This is a genomic window from Streptomyces sp. NPDC086787, assembly GCF_044745865.1.
Taxonomy (GTDB): Bacteria; Actinomycetota; Actinomycetes; order Streptomycetales; family Streptomycetaceae; genus Streptomyces.
Map to the genome: position 1 here is coordinate 365,207 of NZ_JBIVBC010000002.1, position 18,179 is coordinate 383,385.

The window sequence follows — 18,179 nt, forward strand, 5'->3', positions numbered from 1 at the left end:
TCGATGCGGGGGCGGCGGGCAGAAGGTTGGAGGGGTGGCGGCGTGGAGGGGCGGACGATGGCCGACAGCGTGAACACCGCGGACACCGCGGTCCCCTTGGACACCGTTGACACCGTCCGGGCCGCCGTCCGTCGCCGGGCGCACTGGCAGGCCGTGTGCTGCCTCGCCGTCCTGGTGTGCGCGGTCTGTCTGGCCGTACGGCACTGGCCGACGGTGCACACCGGTGCCGTACGGCTGGCGGTCGCGGACCCGGGCTGGCTGCTGGTCGCCGCGGTGGCGGTGGTCGCGACCTGGGCGGCCTCGGCCCTCGCCCAGCAGGGTGCGGTGGCCGCCCGGCTGCCCGGCGGGCGCCTGCTCGCCGCGCAGTTCGCCGCGTCCGCCGCCAACCATGTGCTGCCCGCGGGGCTCGGGGCGGGCGCGGTGAACCTGCGCTTCCTGATGCGCTGCGGGCTGCCGGCGTCCCGGGCGGCCAGCGCCCTCGCGGTGAAGGCCACCGCGGGCGTGGTGGTGCGCGGCGTGCTGATAGCGGCGCTCGCCCCGGTCTGCCCCGGCCTGCTGCGGATGCCGCACATTCCGGCGGCCGCGCTCCTCGCCGTACCGGCGGTGGCCGTGCTCGTGGCCGTCCTGCTGCGCAGCCCGCTGTGGCCCCGGTGCCGGTGCGCCCTCACGGCCGTGCGCGCCGACATCCGCGCCGTGCACGCCGACCCACGCCGGGCGGCGGCTCTGTGGGGCGGCTCGCTGGCCTTCGCCGCACTGCACTCCCTGGCCCTGATCGCGGTCACCCGCGCCGTGGGGCTGCCCCTGCCGCCGGTGCGGGTGGCGCTGCTGTACCTCGCGGCGAGCAGTGCCGCCGCCCTGCTGCCCACCCCCGGCGGCCTGGGCTCCCTGGACGCGGCACTGGCCTTCGCCCTCACCGCCTCCGGAGCGCCGTCCGCCACGGCGGCATCGGTGGTGCTCGGCTACCGGCTGCTGGCGGTGTGGCTGCCCCTGCTCCCGGGTCTGCTGGTGCTCGGGGTGCTGATCCGCCGCAAGGCACTGTGAACCGCCAGGGGCCTCGCCGCGGGGCACATGACCCTCAGTCCTCCAGCCGGTCGATCTGCCGCAGCTTGTTGGTGGCGTCCAGGGCGGCGACCTTGTACGACTCCGCCAGCGTCGGGTAGTTGAACACCGCGTCGACCAGATAGTCGACCGTGCCGCCGCAGCCCATCACCGACTGACCGATGTGGATGAGTTCGGTCGCTCCCGTACCGAAGCAGTGCACACCCAGCAGGGTGCGGTCCTCGGGAGAGACCAGCAGTTTCAGCATGCCGTGGGAGTCGCCGATGATCTGGCCCCGGGCCAGTTCCCGGTAGCGTGCGATGCCCACCTCGAACGGCACGCACTCCTCGGTGAGCTGGTCCTCGGTCCGGCCGACGAAGCTGATCTCCGGAATGGTGTAGATACCGATCGGCTGGAGGTTGTGCATGCGCGCGACCGGTTCCCCGCAGGCGTGGTAAGCGGCCGCCCGGCCCTGCTCCATCGAGGTCGCGGCGAGCGCGGGGAAGCCGATGACGTCACCGACCGCGTAGATGTGCGGCACCTCCGTGCGGTAGTGCTCGTCCACCGTGATCCGGCCGCGCGCGTCCGCGGACAGACCGGCCTCGGCCAGGTCGAGTTCGTCGGTGAGGCCCTGGCGGCCCGCGGAGTACATCACCGCGTCGGCGGGGATCTTCTTCCCGCTCTCCAGGACGGTCAGGGTGCCACGCGCATGACGCTCGACGGCGGCGACCGTCTCCCCGAACCGGAAGGTGACCGCGAGGTCCCGCAGGTGGTACTTGAGCGACTCGACGACCTCGACGTCGCACATGTCCAGCATCGCCGGACGCCGTTCCACGACAGTCACCTTGCTGCCCAGCGCGGCGAACATGGAGGCGTACTCCATGCCGATGACCCCGGCGCCGACGATGACCATGGACAGCGGCACCCGTTCCAGCGCGAGCACGTTGTCCGAGTCCATGATCGTCCGCCCGTCGAACTCGACCGTCTCGGGTCGGGCGGGCCGGGTGCCGGTGGCTATGACGATGTTCGCCGCGGTCAACAGCCTTTCGTGGCCGCTCGCGTCGCGCAGCACGACGGTGTGCGGGTCGGTGAAGCGGCCGGTTCCGGTGAAGAGGGACACGTGGTTGCGCGACAGCTGACTGCGGATGACGTCGACCTCCCGGCCGACCACGTGCTGGGTGCGCGAGGTCAGGTCCGAGACGGTGATGTCCTCCTTCAACCGGTAGCTCTGCCCGTACAGGTCGCGCTGGGTGAGACCCGAGAGGTACAGCACCGCCTCGCGCAGTGTCTTGGAGGGGATGGTGCCGGTGTGGATGGAGACGCCGCCGACCATGTCGGGGCGGTCGATGACGGCGGCCCGGCGACCGAGTTTGGCGGCGGCGATGGCCGCCTTCTGCCCCCCGGGTCCGGATCCGATGACGAGCATGTCGAAGTCGAAGTCGGGCACCCCCGGAGTGTGTCAGCCCACGGGCACTCTCCGAAAGGGTGAACCGGCGCCGCCTTCCGCCCGTACCGCAGGGCACGGCGGACGGTCTGCCGGTACGACTCGTGAGGTGCTGAGACGGATGACGGCGCGGGAACAGCGATCAGTCCTGAGTGCCGCACCTGCCGCACCTGCCGCACCTGCCGTACCTGTCGCACCCGCACCCGCGGCATCGGCGCCTCCCGGGTCCGCCGCACCTGCCGGACCGCTGCGGTACCGGCGCCTGCTCGTGCCGCTCCTCGTGCTGCTGCTGCTCGGTCAGATGGCCGTGGCGATGGTGAACTCGGCGGCGCGCCAGACGCCCACGATCGACGAGCCGGTGTACGTCGCCACGGCCACCGACTACCTGCGCGAGCACCGACTGCGCTACAACCCCGAACACCCGCCGCTCGGCAAACTGGTCGTCATGGCCGGTGTGGCGGTCGCCGACCCCCACTACGACGCCGCGTTCACCGGCGACCAGGGCCGGATCGGACGCCATCTGCTGTACGAGTCCGGGAACGACCCGTGGCGGCTGATGCTGTGGGCCCGGCTGCCGGTGATCGCGCTGACGCTGCTGTTCGGGCTGGTCGTCCTCGCCTTCGCCCGCGAGCTGGCCGGTACGGCGGCCGGGGTGGCGGCGCTGGCCCTGTACGCATTCTCACCGGACGTCATCGCCCACGGTTCGCTGGCCACGCTGGACATGCCGGCGACGGGGTTCGTCCTCACGTCGGTCTGGCTGGTGTGGCGGGCCAGGCGAAGGCCGGCGCTGTACGTGCCACTCGCCGGGGCGGCGCTGGGGGCGGCGGTGGCGACCAGGATGAGCGCGCTGCCCGCGGTCCCGGTGCTTATGCTGCTGGCCGCCTGGTCCGTGTGGCACGCCCGGAGGTCCCGCGGCCGGTCGGCGGCGCGCCGTGAAGCGGCGGGTGCGGCGGTGGCGGTGGTGCTGGTGGCGGTCGCCGTCGTATGGGCGGCGTACCTCGCGGTCGACCCGCGGCTGCGGTTCACCCCGGCCGAGGCCGTGCCCGACGTCGGAGGGATACACGGCCTGCTGGTCGAACTGCTGCCGTTTCCGGATGCGTTCCGGGCCGGGATGCGGGTCCAGTTCGCCTTCGAGGACTACCCGTGGCAGGGGTATCTGTTCGGCCGCGTGTACACCGGCTCCCTCTGGTACTACCTGCCGGTCGCGCTGCTGGTGAAGACCCCGCTCGGCACGCTCGCGCTGTGGGCCGGGGGCGCGGTGGTACTCGTCGCGGTACGGCGGCTGCGGCCGGCCGCGCCGTACGTGCTGCTCCCGCCCGCCGTGCTGCTGGCGGCGGCGATGACCGGGTCACGGGACTTCGGTACCCGGTACGCACTGTTCATGCCGGTGTTCCTGGCGGTGGCCGCGGGCGGTGTGCTCGCGGTACGGCGGCGCTGGGCGCCGTGGGTGACCGGGGCGCTGGTGATGTTCGTCGCCGTCAGTTCGCTGCGGACGTACCCGTATTACCTGCCGTACTCCAACGAGGCGTTCGGCGGACCGGAGCAGACCCGTCTCAGGTTGCACGACTCCAATGTCGACTGGGGCCAGGACCTCGGCAGGCTCGCCGACCGGCTGAAGCGGCGGTACCCGGGCGAGCGGGTCTGGCTCGTGTACAAGGGCAGCGGCGTTCCCTCCTACTACGGCGTCCACGGCTCCGACCCCCGTGGGGTCCCGCCGGGCGAGGTGCGCGGACTGCTGGTCGTGTCGGACTCGTCGGCCGCCAAGGCGCGGGGGAGTCTCGCCGAGCTGATCAGGACCAGCCGGCCGATCGACGACGTCGGTCATTCGATCACGATCTATCGACGGTGATCACCGCGAACCCCCTGATGAGCGTGGTCAGTGAGCTATGTTGAGTGTTCGTGGGAGACAAAGGAGGCGCCGCGGCGCCATCGCCGCAGCAGGCACGCGCACAGGCGTCCGCGATCACCTCGGGCAAATCCGTGCCGGAGGCGGCCGCGCCGACCTCTCAGCTCAGGGAGCTGTTCGACGGGCCGCGGCTGTCGCCCGGACAGCGCCGGATCGCCCAGTACCTGATCGAGAACATCACCGAGGCGGCGTTCCTCTCGATCACCGATCTCGCCGAGCGGGTCGGGGTCAGCCAGCCGTCGGTGACCCGGTTCGCCGCCGCGGTCGGCTTCAGCGGGTACCCCGCGCTGCGGGAGAAGCTCCAGGCGATCGCGCTGCGGGCCCTCGCCGGCGGCCCGAGCGCGGCCACCGAGGACCGCAGCAACGAACTCCAGGCCGCAGTGGACGCCGAGATCCAGAACCTGGAGAACCTCCGGCGCGACCTCGCCGACCCTGACCGCGTGATCTGGCTCGGCCGTGAACTGTCGGGCTCGACCCCGCTGACCGTGCTCGGACTGCGCATCTCCGCCTCGCTCGCCGAGTACTTCGCCTACGCCGCCCGCCGCATCCACCCCGACGTGCGCCCGGTGACCCGCGGCGGCAGTGTCGCCTACGACGCGCTGCTCCAGTCCCGCGAGGCCGGCGGCACCTGGGTGCTGGCGTTCGGCATGCCCCGGCACGCCCAGGAGACGCTGACCGCGATCCGGGTCGCGCGCGGCGCGGGACTCAAGGTCGCCCTGATCACCGACCTGGCGCTCGGCCCGCTGGCCGACGAAGCCGACGTCACCTTCGCCACCGGGCCGGGCGCCCGCCTGGTCTTCGACTCCTACGCGGCGCCCGGGGTGATGTCCGCCGCGCTGCTCCAGGCCATGACCGACGCCGACCCGGAGCGGACCCAGGCCCGGCTGGAGGAGTACGAGCAGGTCGCCGAGCAGCACCAGTTCTTCCTCAAGGACTGAGCCGTACCTTCCGGACACGGAGCCGCGTAAACGGACCACCGGGATCACCGGGACCATTCACAGCTTTCTACGCATGAATGTTTTCATGCGTCTTGCCAAGCAGACGGCATATATAAATACTGCTCACGGATCGCACAGCTCGGACGTGTTCCCGTCGCCGTCGCCTACCCACGTCGGTGCGTGAGACGTCCGATCGGGCGTCGCCCGCACGGCGCGCCCGTGGCGGCGGCCCCGGCCATCCCCTAGGCCGGGGCCGCCCCCCAACCGTCGGACCACCCCTCACGACGCCGCACACCGCACACCCGGAAGCGATGATCATGACCCTGACGACCACGCGCATCAGCCAGGACTGGCCCTGCCAGGTGAAGACGCCCGGCAGCTACGACTGGGAGCGTTCGGCGGCCAAATGGCTCCGTGAACTGGTACCGGCCCGCTACGCCAGCTATCCGGCGCTGATCCGCCACCCCGTCCTGCTCGCCCGGCACGCCCAGATACAGGTGCAGCACGAGGTCCGGGTGGCCCGCACGGCACTCCAGACCGCACGGGCCGAGCTGCCGATGCTGGGGCTGCCCGAGTCGGTCATCGAGCACACCATCAAGCTCTACGCGGCCGAGGTCCTCCAGCTCCAGCACATCGCCCGCAGCGTCCGGGCGGTCAGCGAGGCGCTGGCCGGCCGCGGCTCCGGACGCTGATCCGGCCGGACCGGCGCGGGCCGGAGAATCCGGTGCCCGCACGGGTGTGATCCCACGCGCGCGTCTGTGCGATGCTCATCGCGTGACGAGCGAGCCCGCATCACCCGCTCAGCGCGGCACCGTCCCCGACCTGGCGGCGCTGTCCAAGGTCGTGGCCAGACAGCGCGCGGAGATGGACCGGCTGCGCGACCTCGCGGCGACCTCGGCCGTGCTGGAGCGGGCCAAGGGCGCACTCATGGCCGTCACGGGATGCGCCCCGGACGCCGCGCACCAGGAACTCGCCGAACGCGCCAAGGCCGGGAACCGTACGCTCATCGAGGAATGCTGGCTCACCCTCGGCGCCCTCGCACCGCCCCCGGACCGGGCCGCCGACACCCCCGCCGCCGACACCCTCCACACCCCTGCCGTGCGGTCCGTGCCCCCGCGGACCCTCGAGGCCGCCTCCTGGGACCCGGTGACCGGCGTCGACGACGACCCCGAGGTGCTCGCCCGGCTCGGCACGGCACTGGTCCGGGTCGGCACACGCCAGGAACTCGCCGAACGGCTGCTGGAACACCTCGCCGCCGACGTGGGCGCCGACGCCGTGATGCTCTACGGACTGCGGCCCGACGGCGGCCTCGAACTCATCGGGCACGCCGGCGTGGGCGAGACCCTCGCGGCCCAGTGGAGCCGGGTACCGCCGCTCAGCGGAGTCGTCGCGCTGGACGTGCTGCGCGTCGGCGAACCGCGCTGGCTGGAGGACTTCGCCGCCGACCGCGACCGCTATGTGCTGATCGGGGACGCCACCGAGCGGTGGCTCACCCGCGCCTGGCTGCCGGTGCCGGGGGCGAGCGTGGCGCTCGGCGTACTGCGCCGGCATCCCGACCGGTTCACCGCCCGCCAGCGCAGACTCCTGCGGGCCGTCGCCCGGTTGTGCGCGGGCCGGCTGCGCGCCCTCGACGCGGCACCGGACAACGCCCTCGGCGGTGTCCCCGACGCCGTCCGGGCGGTGTTCGACGTGCTGTCCGGCGCGGCGGTGCTGCTCACCCCGCTGCGTGCCACGTCGGGAGAGGTCGAGGACTACCGGATCGACGCCGCGACCCCGGACGCGGTCGACATCCTCGGCCGCACCGGCCGCGAAATGGTCGGCATGCGCATACTCGAGTGCTATCCGTCGGTCGCGGGCGAGCCCCTGTGGCAGGGCTACCTGGCGGCGCTCAACGACGGCGAGCCCTACCAGGGCGAGCCGTTCGCCTACCACGAGATCGTGGACGGGGTGCCGGAGACGGCGACCTACTCGGTACGGGCGACCCCGCTGGGCGAACGACTGCTGGTCAGCTGGATCCGGCACAATCCCTCGGTCCGCCAGGAGCAGCGGCTGGCGGACGTGCAACGGCTCGGCAACCTCGGCTGGGCGAACTGGAACCTCGTCACCCACGAGGTGACCTGGTCGCCCCAGGTCTACCCCCTGCTGAACCGGGACCCCGCCCGGGGCCCGGTGCGGCTGCGGCAGCTGCCGGACCTCGTACTGCCCGAGGACGCGCCCGCGTTGTCCCACGCGGTCACCGAACTGCTCGGTACGGGACAGCCGTTCGACGTGCCGTTCCGGATCAGGTGCGGATCCGACGTCCGGCATCTGCGGGCCGTCGCCGAGGCCGTGACGGATCCGGAGGGCACACCCGCGGAGGTGCACGGCTTCGTGCAGGACCTCACCGCGCTGCGCACCGCGGAGCTGGCCCTGGCCGAGAGCGAGCGGACCATGCTGCTCCAGCGGGGCGTCCTCCAGGCCGAGCGGGCGATGACCATCCGGCTCCAGCACGCCCTGCTGCCCCTGCCGAAGAACCCCGTGCGGCTGGCCGGCCTGCGGATCGAAGTCGCCTACCTGCCCGCCCAGTCGGAGATCCACGTCGGCGGCGACTGGTTCAGCGCCGTCGAACTCCCCGACGAGGAAGCCCTGTTCGTGATCGGGGACGTGGCGGGCCACGGCATCGACGCCGTCGCCACCATGGCCCAGCTCCGATTCACCACCAAGGGGATGGTCAGCACCGGCTCCTCGCTGACCGGGGTGCTCGCGCGGCTCAACACCCTGCTGCTCCAGTCCCGGGACAGCAACGCCACCGCCACCATGCTCGTCGGCCGGTACGAGCCCCGGGGACGTCGGCTGGAGTGGGCCCAGGCAGGACATCTGCCGCTGCTGCTGCTGCGTGGAGGCCAGGCACGGTACCTCGACCGCCCGGACGGCGTCCTGCTCGGGGCGGGCGGCACCCCGGTCTTCGAGTCCGCGGAGTGCCTGCTGGAGCCGGGGGACCGGCTGCTGATGTTCACCGACGGTCTGGTCGAGCGGCCCGGCGAGGGACTGGACACGGGCCTCGCCCGGCTCGCGGCCGCCGCGCTCGCCCCCAGGGGACCGGACTCCCTGGAGGCGCTGCTCGCCACGCTGCTCGAGGGAGAGCGGCGCGACGACGTCTGCGTCCTCGACATCCGGGTGCCGGACTCCGAGGGTGACGGAGAGTGAGCGCGGCGTCCTTCAGGGCAGCAGCTTCTCGATGGCGGACGGACCCTCCTCCAGCTTGCGCCGTGCCCATTCGAGACTTGCGGGAGTGATGTCGCGGCCGGTGGCGAGCACCAGGTCCTCCGGCGCCACACCGCTGCCGGGACAGGTGTGGAGCAGGGCGTCCGGGGTCACGCGGTCCTCGGCCGACCGGGACGCTTCGGGTTCTGACGTCGACATGATGCCTCCTCCTCCGGTCCGGCCGCCGCACCGGTGCCGGTGCCACGGGACCGGGCCCACTCTCACCATTCACCGCCCACGCCCGCCCTGCATCCGGAAGAGCCGACCGCGCCTTCGGCTTCTAAGCTGTTAGCAGCCCGCACGCCCGGACCCGGGAGGCTGCCGCGATGACCGAGACGTCGTACGAGGACATGGCCGGGAGCGCCCGCTATCTGCCGATCGCCGAGCACGGACTGATCGGCGACCTGCGCACCGTGGCACTGGTGGGCAGCAACGGCACCATCGACTGGTACTGCTGCCCGCGCTTCGACTCCCCGAGCGTCTTCGCGGCGATCCTGGACGCCGAGCGCGGCGGCCGCTTCGAGCTCGCCGCCGACGTACCGGCCCGCACCAAGCAGTTCTACTTCCCCGACACCAACGTGCTGATCACCCGGTTCTTCACCGAGGAGGGCGTCGGCGAGGTCCAGGACTTCATGCCCGTACCCGGAGAGTCCGTGGAGGCCGACCGGCACCGGCTGATCCGACGGGTGGTGTGCGTGCGGGGCACCGTCCCCTTCCGTGTCCTCGTGGCCCCGCGTTTCGACTACGGCCTCGCCCCGCACACTCTGAGCATGCTCGGCGACACCGCCGTCTTCGCCTCCCCGGACATGGCCCTCTCCCTCACCTCCACGGTGGCCCTGGAGAGCGACGGGCTCGACGCGCACGCCGACTTCAAGCTCTCCGAGGGCGAGGCCGAGGTGTTCGCCCTCGACCGGGTCGGCGACACGGTGCCACCGCGCGGCTGCGCCCGAACCGAGGCGGAGAGCCAGTTCCAGGACACGGTCGCCTACTGGCGGCGCTGGCTGCACCAGTCCCGCTACCGCGGGCGCTGGCGGGAGATGGTGCACCGCTCCGCCCTCACCCTGAAACTCCTCACCTACGCGCCGACCGGCGCCATCGTCGCCGCGCCCACCACCAGCCTCCCCGAGCAGCTAGGCGGCGAACGCAACTGGGACTACCGCTACCTGTGGATCCGGGACGCCGCGTTCTGCGTCTACGCCCTGCTGCGGCTGGGCTTCAGCGACGAGGCCCGCGAGTTCATGAACTTCCTGTCCACCAACATCAGCCACGGCGACGGCGCGGCCATCGGCCCGCTCCAGATCATGTACGGCATCGACGGCCGCTCCGACCTGCCCGAACGCGAGCTGGACCATCTGGAGGGCCACCAGGGCTCCGCGCCGGTACGGGTCGGCAACGCCGCCGCCGACCAGCTCCAGCTCGACATCTACGGCGCCCTCATCGACTCCGTCTACCTCTACGACAAGTGGGCCGAGCCGATCTCCAGCGGGCAGTGGGACGACGTCTGCCGCCTGGTCGAGTGGGTCTGCGCCAACTGGGACCAGCCCGACGAGGGCGTCTGGGAGACCCGCGGCGGCCGCAAGAACTTCCTGTACTCGCGCCTGATGTGCTGGGTGGCGATCGAACGCGCCATCCGCCTCGCCAACCGGCGCGGCCTGCCCGCCGACCACCGCCGCTGGCGGCAGTGCCGCGACACCATCTACCGGCGGATCATGGACCACGGCTGGTCTCCCACCCGCAACGCCTTCGTCCAGCACGAGGACGGCGACGTGCTCGACGCGTCCGTGCTGATGATGCCGCTCGCGAAGTTCATCGCACCCACCGACCCCAAGTGGCTGTCCACCCTGGACGCCCTCACCGAGGACCTGGTGTCCGACTCGCTCGTCTACCGCTACGACCCGCAGGCCAGCCCCGACGGGCTGCGCGGCGACGAGGGCACGTTCTCGATCTGCTCGTTCTGGTACGTCGAGGCACTCGTGCGCGCCGGACGGGTGGACGAGGCACGGCTGGCCTTCGAGAAGATGCTCACCTACGCCAACCATCTCGGCCTGTTCGCCGAGGAGATCGGCCGCACCGGCGAACAACAGGGCAACTTCCCGCAGGCGTTCACCCATCTCTCGCTCATCAGCGCGGCGTTCAACCTGGACCGCGCGCTCGGCTGACGGGCCGGCGGCGTGCCAGGTCAGTAGCGCCGCTCGGCCGCCTCGCGCCGGGCGGCCAGCAGCAGCGCCATGTCGTCGGGCCGCTCGGCGGTGTGCCGGGCCATGGCGGTGAGCCGGTCCGCGACCCCCGCCAGCGAACGCCCGCCGGGCCCGGCGGCCACCGGCCCGGCCTGCTCCAGGGCCACGCTCAGCGCGGCGATGCCGTCGTCGATGTCCGTGCCCGGCCGCTCCACGAGCCCGTCCGTGTACAGGGCGAGGACCGCACCGGGCTCCAGCCGCAGCCGCGCCACCGGATACTCCGCGTGCGGGTCCACCCCGAGGACCACACCGCCGGGAATCTGCACGACCCGGGTGTGGCCGTCCGGGGACCGCAACAGCGGCGGCAGGTGACCGGCGCGCGCGACCCGGGCCAGTCCGGTCACCGGGTCCAGCCGCACATAGCAGCAGCTGGCGAACTGTCCCGGATCGAGGTCGATCAGCAGGCGGTTCGTCCCGCTCATCACCTCGTCCGGGGTACGGTCACCGAGCGCGAACGCCCGTACGGCGCTGCGCAGCTGACCCATGGTGGCCGCCGCCTGGACGCCGTGCCCCTGGACGTCGCCGATGACCAGCGCCAGACCGTCTCCGGCCTCGACGACGTCGTACCAGTCACCGCCCACGTCCATGCCCTGGGTGCCGGGCAGATAGCGGCCGGCGGTCTCCACCAGCGGATGGCTGGACAGCCGCCGGGGCAGCAGCGCCTGCTGGAGGCCGCGGGCGAGGGCGGCCTCGCTGTCGTAGCGCTGCGCCTTCTCCATCGCGTGCGCGATCAGGCCGCCGAGCGCGGTGAGCAGGGCCCGTTCGTCGGTGCCGAAGCCGCGGGAGTGGTCGAAGCCGAGAATGCACGAGCCGACCGGCCGCCCCGAGGCGATCAGCGGCAGGAAGACGCGGGCGCCCTCGATGGCGTCCACCGGCATCCCCGGATAGGCCGCGGACATCTGCTGCATGGACTCGAAGAACAGCGCACGGCCTGTGGTGAGCGTCTCCACGCCCGGCAGGTGGGCGTCCAGGCCGACGCCGTCGAAGGGCGCGAGGAAACCCTGCGGGAAGCCGGTCTCCCAGGCGAGGTAGAAGTGCCGGTCCTGGAGTAGATAGATGGCGAGGCGGCGGCCGTCGAAGGCGGGGAGCAGCTCCTGGGTGACCACCGCCGACACCTGGCGCGCGGTGACCGCGTCGGTCAGAGCGATGGCCAGGGCGATCGGCCGGTACAGCGGCGCTATGGAGGGACCGACGGGTATCCGGCCCCCGGCCGTGGGTTCCGCGGCGGTGTCCGGCGCGGCGGGCGCCGGGCCGACCGGCCTGTCCACCCGGCTCACCGGTACGACGGTGCAGGCGACGGTGTCCGGGCCGGGATGCAGGGACAGCGCGAGCCACTCGGTCGCCTTGTCCGCGGCGGGTCGCGCGTGGAACTGCACCGGCTCCGGCGACAGCAGCGCCCCGCGGAGGTGGTCCTCGTACGAGGGCTGGTTCAGCCACGGCACCGCCTCCGAGAGCGGGCGGCCCAGCAGCCCGGTGTGCTCCGGGTCCAGCAGCCGTGCCGCGGCCGCGTTGGCGTACACGATCACGCCCGTGCGGTCCAGGCAGAACACGCCCTGCGGGAGCAGGTCGGCCGCACCGTCGGCGCGTGCCGGACCCATGTCCAGGATGATGCCGCTCACCCGGCAGGTGCTGTCCACGGGCGGCCACAGCTCCAGCAGGCACGGGGTGCCGTCCCCGGCCCGCACATGCAGGGGAGCTGACGGCGCTCTCCCCGCGGCCGCGTCGTGCAGCGCGCCGAGCAGCCGGTGGGCGTCGGCGGGCGCGACGGCGTCCGCGAGCCCCTGCGCGGTACCGGCGAGGTCTCCGGGCCGCACTCCCAGCAGGTCGTGCAGTCGGTCGTCCGCGATCACCGCAGAGCTGGCCGGGTCCCAGGTGAACCGGCCCATGCGCCGCACGGCCGGGTGACACGCGGGCGGTCGTACGCACACCGGGTCGGCGTCCCACACCACAGCGCCCTCGTCCCCCTCGGCCAGGGCGCGCATCCGGTCGCCCAGCTCCTCCGCGACCCGGGTCAGCAGATCACGGCCGGGCACCTCGTCCACCGCGTCGGGCGCCGCCGGACGCAGCACCGTGAGCACGCCGTACGGCGCCCGCTCACCCGGCACCGGCACATAGACCGAGCCGAACTGGAACGGCAGACCGGCCGCGAACTGGGGATAGCGGCGCATCATCTCGGCCGCGTTGGACAGGACCACCGGGACACCCTGCCGGTAGGCGTCAGCGACGGGGAACGGGCGGTTCACATGCAGCCGCCACCAGGGCCGGAACAGTGGGCCGGGCAGTCCCGCGAGCACCGCGAGCCGCAGCATGCCGGGGGTGGCGGAGCGCAGGTACACGCCTCCGACGCGGCCGTCCGCCGCGCTGAGCGCCCGGGTGGAGGCGTCGACCAGCAGCGCGGACAGTGCCCTGCTCGACGTTCCGCGCCCCTGGCCTGCCTGTTTCCCGCTCCCGTCCATCCGCTCTACCTCGTCCCGCATCGCCCTGGTGGGTGACACAGCAAGAATGCGTCACGACAGCGGCGGATCGCACCCCGGATGGGCCCGGGAGCCGTCCGCGGGCAGCGTGCGAGCCGTGCGCAGCGACCGCAGGGCCAGGAGCAGGACGCCGATGTCGTCCAGGTACACCGGGTCGGGCAGCAGGTCCGTGGGCAGTACCAGATAGAGGACGGCGCCCCAGAAGACCCAGCGAGGTCCCGTGGGCAGCCCGGCCCGCCGCAGCGTACGCCTGGCGCGCGTCAGCCGTACCAGCAGGACGACGGCCACGGCGAGCAGGGCCGCCGCGGCCACACCGGCTGCCACGAGCACCGTCGGAGCGTGCAGGGAATCCATGCGGCCTCCAGACCTCGGGGCGGAGCCGACCCGTCCTGCCGTCTCGTCTTCCCCGGACCGGGCCGCCGTATCGCCTTTTGGTGGCTACGACGTCCGGTCGGCGGCCTCTTCGGCGGTGTCCTCTCCCTCGTGGCCCTCGTGGCCCACGTGCTCCTCGTGCCCGTCGTACGCCGGGTCGTTCGGGGCCGGCGCGGCCGGGCGCGCTCCCTTGGCCCCGCCCTTGAACCGCCCGAAGGCCCGGGTCAGCTGCTGGAAGGGGGAGGCCGCCGGGGCGCCGGGGACGGCGGTGGATGTGGCCGGGGTGTCGCGGTAGGCGGCCAGGGCCGCGTGTGCCTGCTCGGCGGCTTCCCGGTACAGGTCCCGGGACTTGGTCATCGCCTCCAGCGCCGCCGAGTACTCGGCCACCAGCTCGCGTTCGCGGGCCAGCTGCTCCTGGAGGGTCAGCAGGGTCCACCGCTCGCGCAGCGCGGTCACGGCCTGGTCGAGGCTCCGCGGCATCGGCTTCGGCAGCGCCGCACAACGCCGCAGTACGTCGATGAGCTCCGTGGGCTCGGAGCCGTCCAGGAAGATGCTGCGCACCGAGTACTCCGGGCCGTCGTAGCCCGCCGGGGCGGGGTCAGGGGGCACGATCACGGCTCCGCCGCGGGGCACCCACACCCCCAGTTCGCGCAGGGCCCAGTTCACCGCCCGCAGCTGTTCCGGAGCGGCCCGGTGCTCCACCACCCGGTCCCGCAGGCCCGGCGGCAGCAGCCGGGCCAGCGGCTGCCGGCCGGCCTCGTCCGGGGTCATGGCCTCGTGCACGACGAGGTTGATCTCCCAGGCCTCACGTGCCGCGTTCCGGATGACCCGGCGCATCGCCTTGTCCTCGGACGGAAGAGCGTTGACCGCGCGCAGCCGAAGTCCGGGCGCGCCGTGGTGAAGGTCCCAGTGGGGACCCGCCTCGTCGGGTTCGCCGGGCTCGCCGTCGGTTCTGCCCTCACGGGGCTCCTCGGGCCAGAACATCGTGACGGGGGAGGGCCAGTTCTCGTCCCAGGGGCTCTCGGCCTCGGCCACGAGCGTCCATTCCCACTCCCGCGCACGGTCCCGCACGGGTAGGAGTGTCAGCCGCGCCCGTACCGTGACGTCGCCGGATACGGCGACCCGCCAGCGGGCCTCGAAGACCCGTTCCGGTGTCTGCTCGGACACCGGGAGTTCGGCGAAGTCGTCGAGGGTCTCGCTGTCCTTGAGCCGGCGCAGGTTCTGCCGGAGCACCTCCTCGGGTGCGGGGCCGGTGCGGCGGCCGCGGGCGGCCCACACCGTGCTGGGGGCCAGGGGACTGTCGGTGGCGGAGTTCGACATGAGCCAATCTGGGACGAGGTCGGTGAGCGCGGCCTCCAGTATCGCCGTCGGCGATCGAGGCATGTCGGCCGGGGCTGTCGGCCTGTGAGGCAAACGGCGCACACGGGGCGCGCGCGGCGCACGCAAGTCGTACGCCGCGCACTCGTACCGCTGCCCTGCCCGGACCGCGACAATCATCCGGTGAGCGGGGCCCGCCCACCATCCGCTCCGGGGAGGGCCCCGTTCTCAGTCACCGCTGAGCTGTGCCCCGCTCTCCCGCAGCATGTCCTCGCGCTCGACGAGCTTCACGCGCTCGCGGCCCTGCGGCTCGCCGAGTGCCCGCTCCGCGGCGTCGAGCCGGTACCAGCCCTCCCACGTGGTGTAACGCACGTTCCGCTCGGCGAGGAAGGTGTCCACGGCCTCCGGCTCGGGCGAGCCGGGGGTGTGCAGACGGCTGTTCGCGAAGTCGTCCAGCAGGTTGGACACCGTCTCGTTGGCGTCGCCCTTGGTGTGGCCGATCAGACCGACCGGGCCGCGCCGGATCCAGCCGGTGACATACGTCGACTGAAGGTGCGCGCCGCCCTCCTCGATGACACGGCCGCCCTCGTCCGGGACCGTGCCCGAGCCGAGGTCCCACGGCAGCTTGGGGAGCTTCTCGGACAGGTATCCGACGGCGCGGTACACCGCAGTGACGTCCCAGTCCTTGAACTCGCCGGTGCCCTTGACGTTGCCGGTGCCGTCGAGGGCGGTGCGCTCGGTGCGCAGGCCGACGACCTTGCCGTCCTCGCCGAGGATCTCGGCCGGTGACTCGAAGAAGTGCAGGAACAGCTTGTGCGGCCGGTCGCCGGTGTCGCGGATCGCCCAGTTCTCCAGGGTCTTGGCGACCATGTCGGCCTGCTTGTTGCCGCGCCGGGTCTCGATCGAGCCCGCGTCGTAGTCGATGTCCTCGGGGTCGACGATGACCTCGATGGTGGGGGAGTGGTCCAGCTCCCGGAGCTCCAGCGGGCTGAACTTCGCCTGCGCGGGCCCGCGGCGGCCGAAGACGTGGATCTCCAGCGCCTTGTTCGCCTTGAGACCGTCGTAGACGTTCGGCGGGATCTCGGTGGGCAGCAGCTCGTCCGCGGTCTTGGCGAGAACGCGCGCCACGTCGAGGGCGACGTTGCCGACGCCGAGCACCGCCACCTTCTCCGCCTCCAGGGGCCAGGTGCGGGGCACGTCCGGGTGGCCGTCGTACCAGGAGACGAAGTCGGCGGCGCCGTACGAGCCGTCGAGGTCCACGCCGGGTATGGACAGGTCGCGGTCCGCCGTCGCGCCGGTCGAGAAGATCACCGCGTCGTAGAACGCACGCAGATCGTCCAGGTTGATGTCGGTGGGGTAGTCGACATTGCCGAAGAGACGGATCTGCGGCTTGTCGAGCACCTGATGGAGCGCCGTGATGATGCCCTTGATGCGCGGGTGGTCGGGGGCCACGCCGTAGCGGATCAGGCCGAAGGGGGCGGGCATCCGCTCGAAGAGGTCGATGGACACACCGGGTGCGGCGGCCACCTCGGACTTGAGCAGGGCGTCGGCGGCGTAGATCCCGGCGGGGCCGGCTCCGACGATGGCTACCCGCAGGGGGCGCGGCATGATCAGGTTCCCTTCGAGAGATCAACAAGCGTCTCGAAGTGGAAGCCTAAACTAAGGCAGACCTAACTTTGTATGCGGGTCCACTCTATGACCTCATAAGCCCACCTTATGAGGGTCCGCGCCCCGAAGGGCTCACGTGTCCCGGGAGTCACGGGGTCATGCGGGCCGCACCACCGCGCGGATCGCCGACTCCCCGGCGCCGTAGATCGACTCCTCCCGGATGAACGCTCCCGGGCCCGGCGCGTGGACCATCATGCCGTTGCCGGTGGAGATGCCGACGTGGGTCGCGTTGTCGAAGAACACGATGAGGTCACCGGCCTGGATCTCGGCCGTCGAGACGGGTGTGCCCGCACCGGCCTGGTCCGCCGCCGAACGCGGCAGCGCGACACCGGCGACCTTCCAGGCGGCCTGGGTCAGGCTGGAGCAGTCGTACGAGTCCGGCCCGGTCGCACCCCAGAGACAGGGCTTTCCGATCTGCGCCCGGGCGAACTCGAGCGCCTTCGTGGCCTTCCCGGCGAATGTCGACTGCGGCACGGCCGCGGGGGCGTACGTCCCGGTGACGGGGACGACGGGCAGGGCGCCGGTGTCGGTGAAGGGGCTCGGGTTGGTGGCGAAGGTGAGGGGGCCGGTGTCGGTCAGGGGGTCCGTGAGGGGGTCGGGGGTCGCGACGGGGGTGTAGACGGCGGTGTCGGGGTAGAGACTTGGGACCGGGCCCGTGACAGGGGCGTACGTTCCGGTGTCGGTGAGGGGGACGACGGGCAGGGCGCCGGTGTCGGTGAAGGGGCTCGGGTTGGTGGCGAAGGTGAGGGGGCCGGTGTCGGTCAGGGGGTCCGTGAGCGGGTCGGGGACGTTCGCGGGGCTCGGCGGAGCGATGGCCGGGACACCGCCGGAGGCGAACGTGTCCGGCGTGCTCGACTGCTGTGCCGGGAACCAGGACTCCCGCACCGGCGGAGCCTCGATCGCGGCGATCGGAGCGGGGTGCCGCAGGGCGTGACGCGACAGCACGTCACTGGCGGCCGCGAGTTTCCGCTGGTTCTCTGCCTTGGCCGCCGCCGGGGAGGGGCGGACGCGGGTCGGCTCCCGCCGGGGTTCGGGCACGGCGGGCAGCGCGGCGGCAGGACTGCCGGGCAACTCGGCGATCGCTCGGCCGCTCGGCAACTCGGCTGTCGCCCGACCCCCGGGCAACTCGGCCACGGCGCGCCCGGGTGCTCCCGCGGTCAGTTCCGGCAGTTCCGGCGCAAGCCCGAGGTCCCGGAGGGCGCGGTCGGTGAGTTCCGGTTCGGCTCCCGGGAGGGCGCCGCCCGACGCTGCCGTGGAACGGCTCCCGGACGTGCGTTGCCGAGGCATCCGGTCCGCGGGGAGCGCGGCGGGGACGGACGGGCCCCGTTTCCCGCGCGCGGTGTCGAACCACTGGCGGGTCATGGCGTCGACACCGGGATCGGCCCCCGCTCCCGCCGGCTTGCGCAGCGGTACCCCTCGGGTCCGCGACCCGGCCGACATGGCACGGGTGGCGTTGAAGTTCCCCGTGGCGTTCTCGGCCCGGTCGTAAAGGGTGTTGATCCGCTGGCGAACCTCGTCGCGGCTGTCCGGCGCCATGGGAGA

At 72.5% G+C, this 18,179-nt stretch carries 13 protein-coding genes; 6 read left to right on the forward strand and 7 right to left on the reverse strand.

Annotated elements, in window-relative coordinates; translation table 11 throughout:
* The first annotated feature begins 57 nt into the window (after window positions 1-57).
* The gene (locus ACIPK3_RS07910; protein ID WP_402567256.1) at window positions 58-1,041 is read left to right on the forward strand and encodes a YbhN family protein; all 984 of its coding nucleotides are present in this window, start codon (window positions 58-60) and stop codon (window positions 1,039-1,041) included.
* A 34-nt stretch (window positions 1,042-1,075) separates the two neighbouring features.
* Here the strand turns inward: ACIPK3_RS07910 and sthA are convergent, their stop codons facing one another.
* The gene (sthA, locus tag ACIPK3_RS07915) at window positions 1,076-2,464 is read right to left on the reverse strand and encodes a Si-specific NAD(P)(+) transhydrogenase (protein ID WP_402567841.1); all 1,389 of its coding nucleotides are present in this window, start codon (window positions 2,462-2,464) and stop codon (window positions 1,076-1,078) included.
* 139 nt (window positions 2,465-2,603) lie between these two features.
* Between sthA and ACIPK3_RS07920 the strand changes: the two genes are divergently transcribed.
* The 4 genes from ACIPK3_RS07920 to ACIPK3_RS07935 all read left to right on the forward strand — a co-directional run bounded on the left by ACIPK3_RS07920 (window position 2,604) and on the right by ACIPK3_RS07935 (window position 8,512).
* Window positions 2,604-4,331, forward strand: a complete 1,728-nt coding sequence (locus tag ACIPK3_RS07920) for a phospholipid carrier-dependent glycosyltransferase (RefSeq protein WP_402567258.1) — start codon at window positions 2,604-2,606, stop codon at window positions 4,329-4,331.
* Window positions 4,332-4,381: 50 nt separating this feature from the next.
* Window positions 4,382-5,326, forward strand: a complete 945-nt coding sequence (locus ACIPK3_RS07925; protein ID WP_402567259.1) for a MurR/RpiR family transcriptional regulator — start codon at window positions 4,382-4,384, stop codon at window positions 5,324-5,326.
* A 311-nt stretch (window positions 5,327-5,637) separates the two neighbouring features.
* Complete coding sequence (locus ACIPK3_RS07930) at window positions 5,638-6,018, forward strand: hypothetical protein (protein ID WP_402567261.1); 381 nt, start codon at window positions 5,638-5,640, stop codon at window positions 6,016-6,018.
* A 172-nt stretch (window positions 6,019-6,190) separates the two neighbouring features.
* Window positions 6,191-8,512, forward strand: a complete 2,322-nt coding sequence (locus ACIPK3_RS07935) for a SpoIIE family protein phosphatase (RefSeq protein WP_402567843.1) — start codon at window positions 6,191-6,193, stop codon at window positions 8,510-8,512.
* Between the two features lie 12 nt (window positions 8,513-8,524).
* On the opposite strand, the gene ACIPK3_RS07940 is transcribed toward ACIPK3_RS07935, so the two are convergent.
* Complete coding sequence (locus ACIPK3_RS07940) at window positions 8,525-8,728, reverse strand: hypothetical protein (protein ID WP_402567263.1); 204 nt, start codon at window positions 8,726-8,728, stop codon at window positions 8,525-8,527.
* 167 nt (window positions 8,729-8,895) lie between these two features.
* Between ACIPK3_RS07940 and ACIPK3_RS07945 the strand changes: the two genes are divergently transcribed.
* Window positions 8,896-10,728 carry a glycoside hydrolase family 15 protein gene (locus ACIPK3_RS07945; protein WP_402567265.1) on the forward strand — a complete coding sequence of 611 codons (1,833 nt, stop codon included), beginning with the start codon at window positions 8,896-8,898 and terminating at the stop codon, window positions 10,726-10,728.
* A 20-nt stretch (window positions 10,729-10,748) separates the two neighbouring features.
* Here the strand turns inward: ACIPK3_RS07945 and ACIPK3_RS07950 are convergent, their stop codons facing one another.
* The 5 genes from ACIPK3_RS07950 to ACIPK3_RS07970 all read right to left on the reverse strand — a co-directional run bounded on the left by ACIPK3_RS07950 (window position 10,749) and on the right by ACIPK3_RS07970 (window position 18,173).
* On the reverse strand, window positions 10,749-13,262 hold the full coding sequence (locus tag ACIPK3_RS07950; RefSeq protein ID WP_402567845.1) for a SpoIIE family protein phosphatase: 2,514 nt from the start codon (window positions 13,260-13,262) through the stop codon (window positions 10,749-10,751).
* Between the two features lie 51 nt (window positions 13,263-13,313).
* Complete coding sequence (locus ACIPK3_RS07955; protein ID WP_402567266.1) at window positions 13,314-13,634, reverse strand: YkvA family protein; 321 nt, start codon at window positions 13,632-13,634, stop codon at window positions 13,314-13,316.
* An 84-nt stretch (window positions 13,635-13,718) separates the two neighbouring features.
* A complete protein-coding gene (locus tag ACIPK3_RS07960) occupies window positions 13,719-14,972 on the reverse strand; it encodes a hypothetical protein (RefSeq protein WP_402567846.1) in 1,254 nt (417 codons plus the stop codon).
* 225 nt (window positions 14,973-15,197) lie between these two features.
* Window positions 15,198-16,577 (reverse strand): FAD-dependent oxidoreductase, encoded by a 1,380-nt coding sequence (locus ACIPK3_RS07965; RefSeq protein ID WP_402567268.1) that lies wholly within the window; start codon window positions 16,575-16,577, stop codon window positions 15,198-15,200.
* A 156-nt stretch (window positions 16,578-16,733) separates the two neighbouring features.
* Window positions 16,734-18,173 carry an NlpC/P60 family protein gene (locus ACIPK3_RS07970; RefSeq protein ID WP_402567269.1) on the reverse strand — a complete coding sequence of 480 codons (1,440 nt, stop codon included), beginning with the start codon at window positions 18,171-18,173 and terminating at the stop codon, window positions 16,734-16,736.
* Between the last annotated feature and the right edge of the window lie 6 nt (window positions 18,174-18,179).

What these genes read in the sequence shown, in the direction of transcription:
- ACIPK3_RS07970 (WP_402567269.1), bottom strand. Translation starts at nt 18,173, where the DNA reads ATGGCGCCGGACAGCCGCGACGAGGTTCGCCAGCGGATCAACACCCTT.
- ACIPK3_RS07935 (WP_402567843.1), top strand. Translation starts at nt 6,191, where the DNA reads ATGGACCGGCTGCGCGACCTCGCGGCGACCTCGGCCGTGCTGGAGCGG.
- ACIPK3_RS07930 (WP_402567261.1), top strand. Translation starts at nt 5,638, where the DNA reads ATGATCATGACCCTGACGACCACGCGCATCAGCCAGGACTGGCCCTGC.
- ACIPK3_RS07910 (WP_402567256.1), top strand. Translation starts at nt 58, where the DNA reads ATGGCCGACAGCGTGAACACCGCGGACACCGCGGTCCCCTTGGACACC.
- sthA (WP_402567841.1), bottom strand. Translation starts at nt 2,464, where the DNA reads ATGCTCGTCATCGGATCCGGACCCGGGGGGCAGAAGGCGGCCATCGCC.
- ACIPK3_RS07920 (WP_402567258.1), top strand. Translation starts at nt 2,604, where the DNA reads ATGACGGCGCGGGAACAGCGATCAGTCCTGAGTGCCGCACCTGCCGCA.
- ACIPK3_RS07940 (WP_402567263.1), bottom strand. Translation starts at nt 8,728, where the DNA reads ATGTCGACGTCAGAACCCGAAGCGTCCCGGTCGGCCGAGGACCGCGTG.
- ACIPK3_RS07965 (WP_402567268.1), bottom strand. Translation starts at nt 16,577, where the DNA reads ATGCCGCGCCCCCTGCGGGTAGCCATCGTCGGAGCCGGCCCCGCCGGG.
- ACIPK3_RS07945 (WP_402567265.1), top strand. Translation starts at nt 8,896, where the DNA reads ATGACCGAGACGTCGTACGAGGACATGGCCGGGAGCGCCCGCTATCTG.
- ACIPK3_RS07950 (WP_402567845.1), bottom strand. Translation starts at nt 13,262, where the DNA reads ATGGACGGGAGCGGGAAACAGGCAGGCCAGGGGCGCGGAACGTCGAGC.
- ACIPK3_RS07955 (WP_402567266.1), bottom strand. Translation starts at nt 13,634, where the DNA reads ATGGATTCCCTGCACGCTCCGACGGTGCTCGTGGCAGCCGGTGTGGCC.
- ACIPK3_RS07960 (WP_402567846.1), bottom strand. Translation starts at nt 14,972, where the DNA reads ATGTCGAACTCCGCCACCGACAGTCCCCTGGCCCCCAGCACGGTGTGG.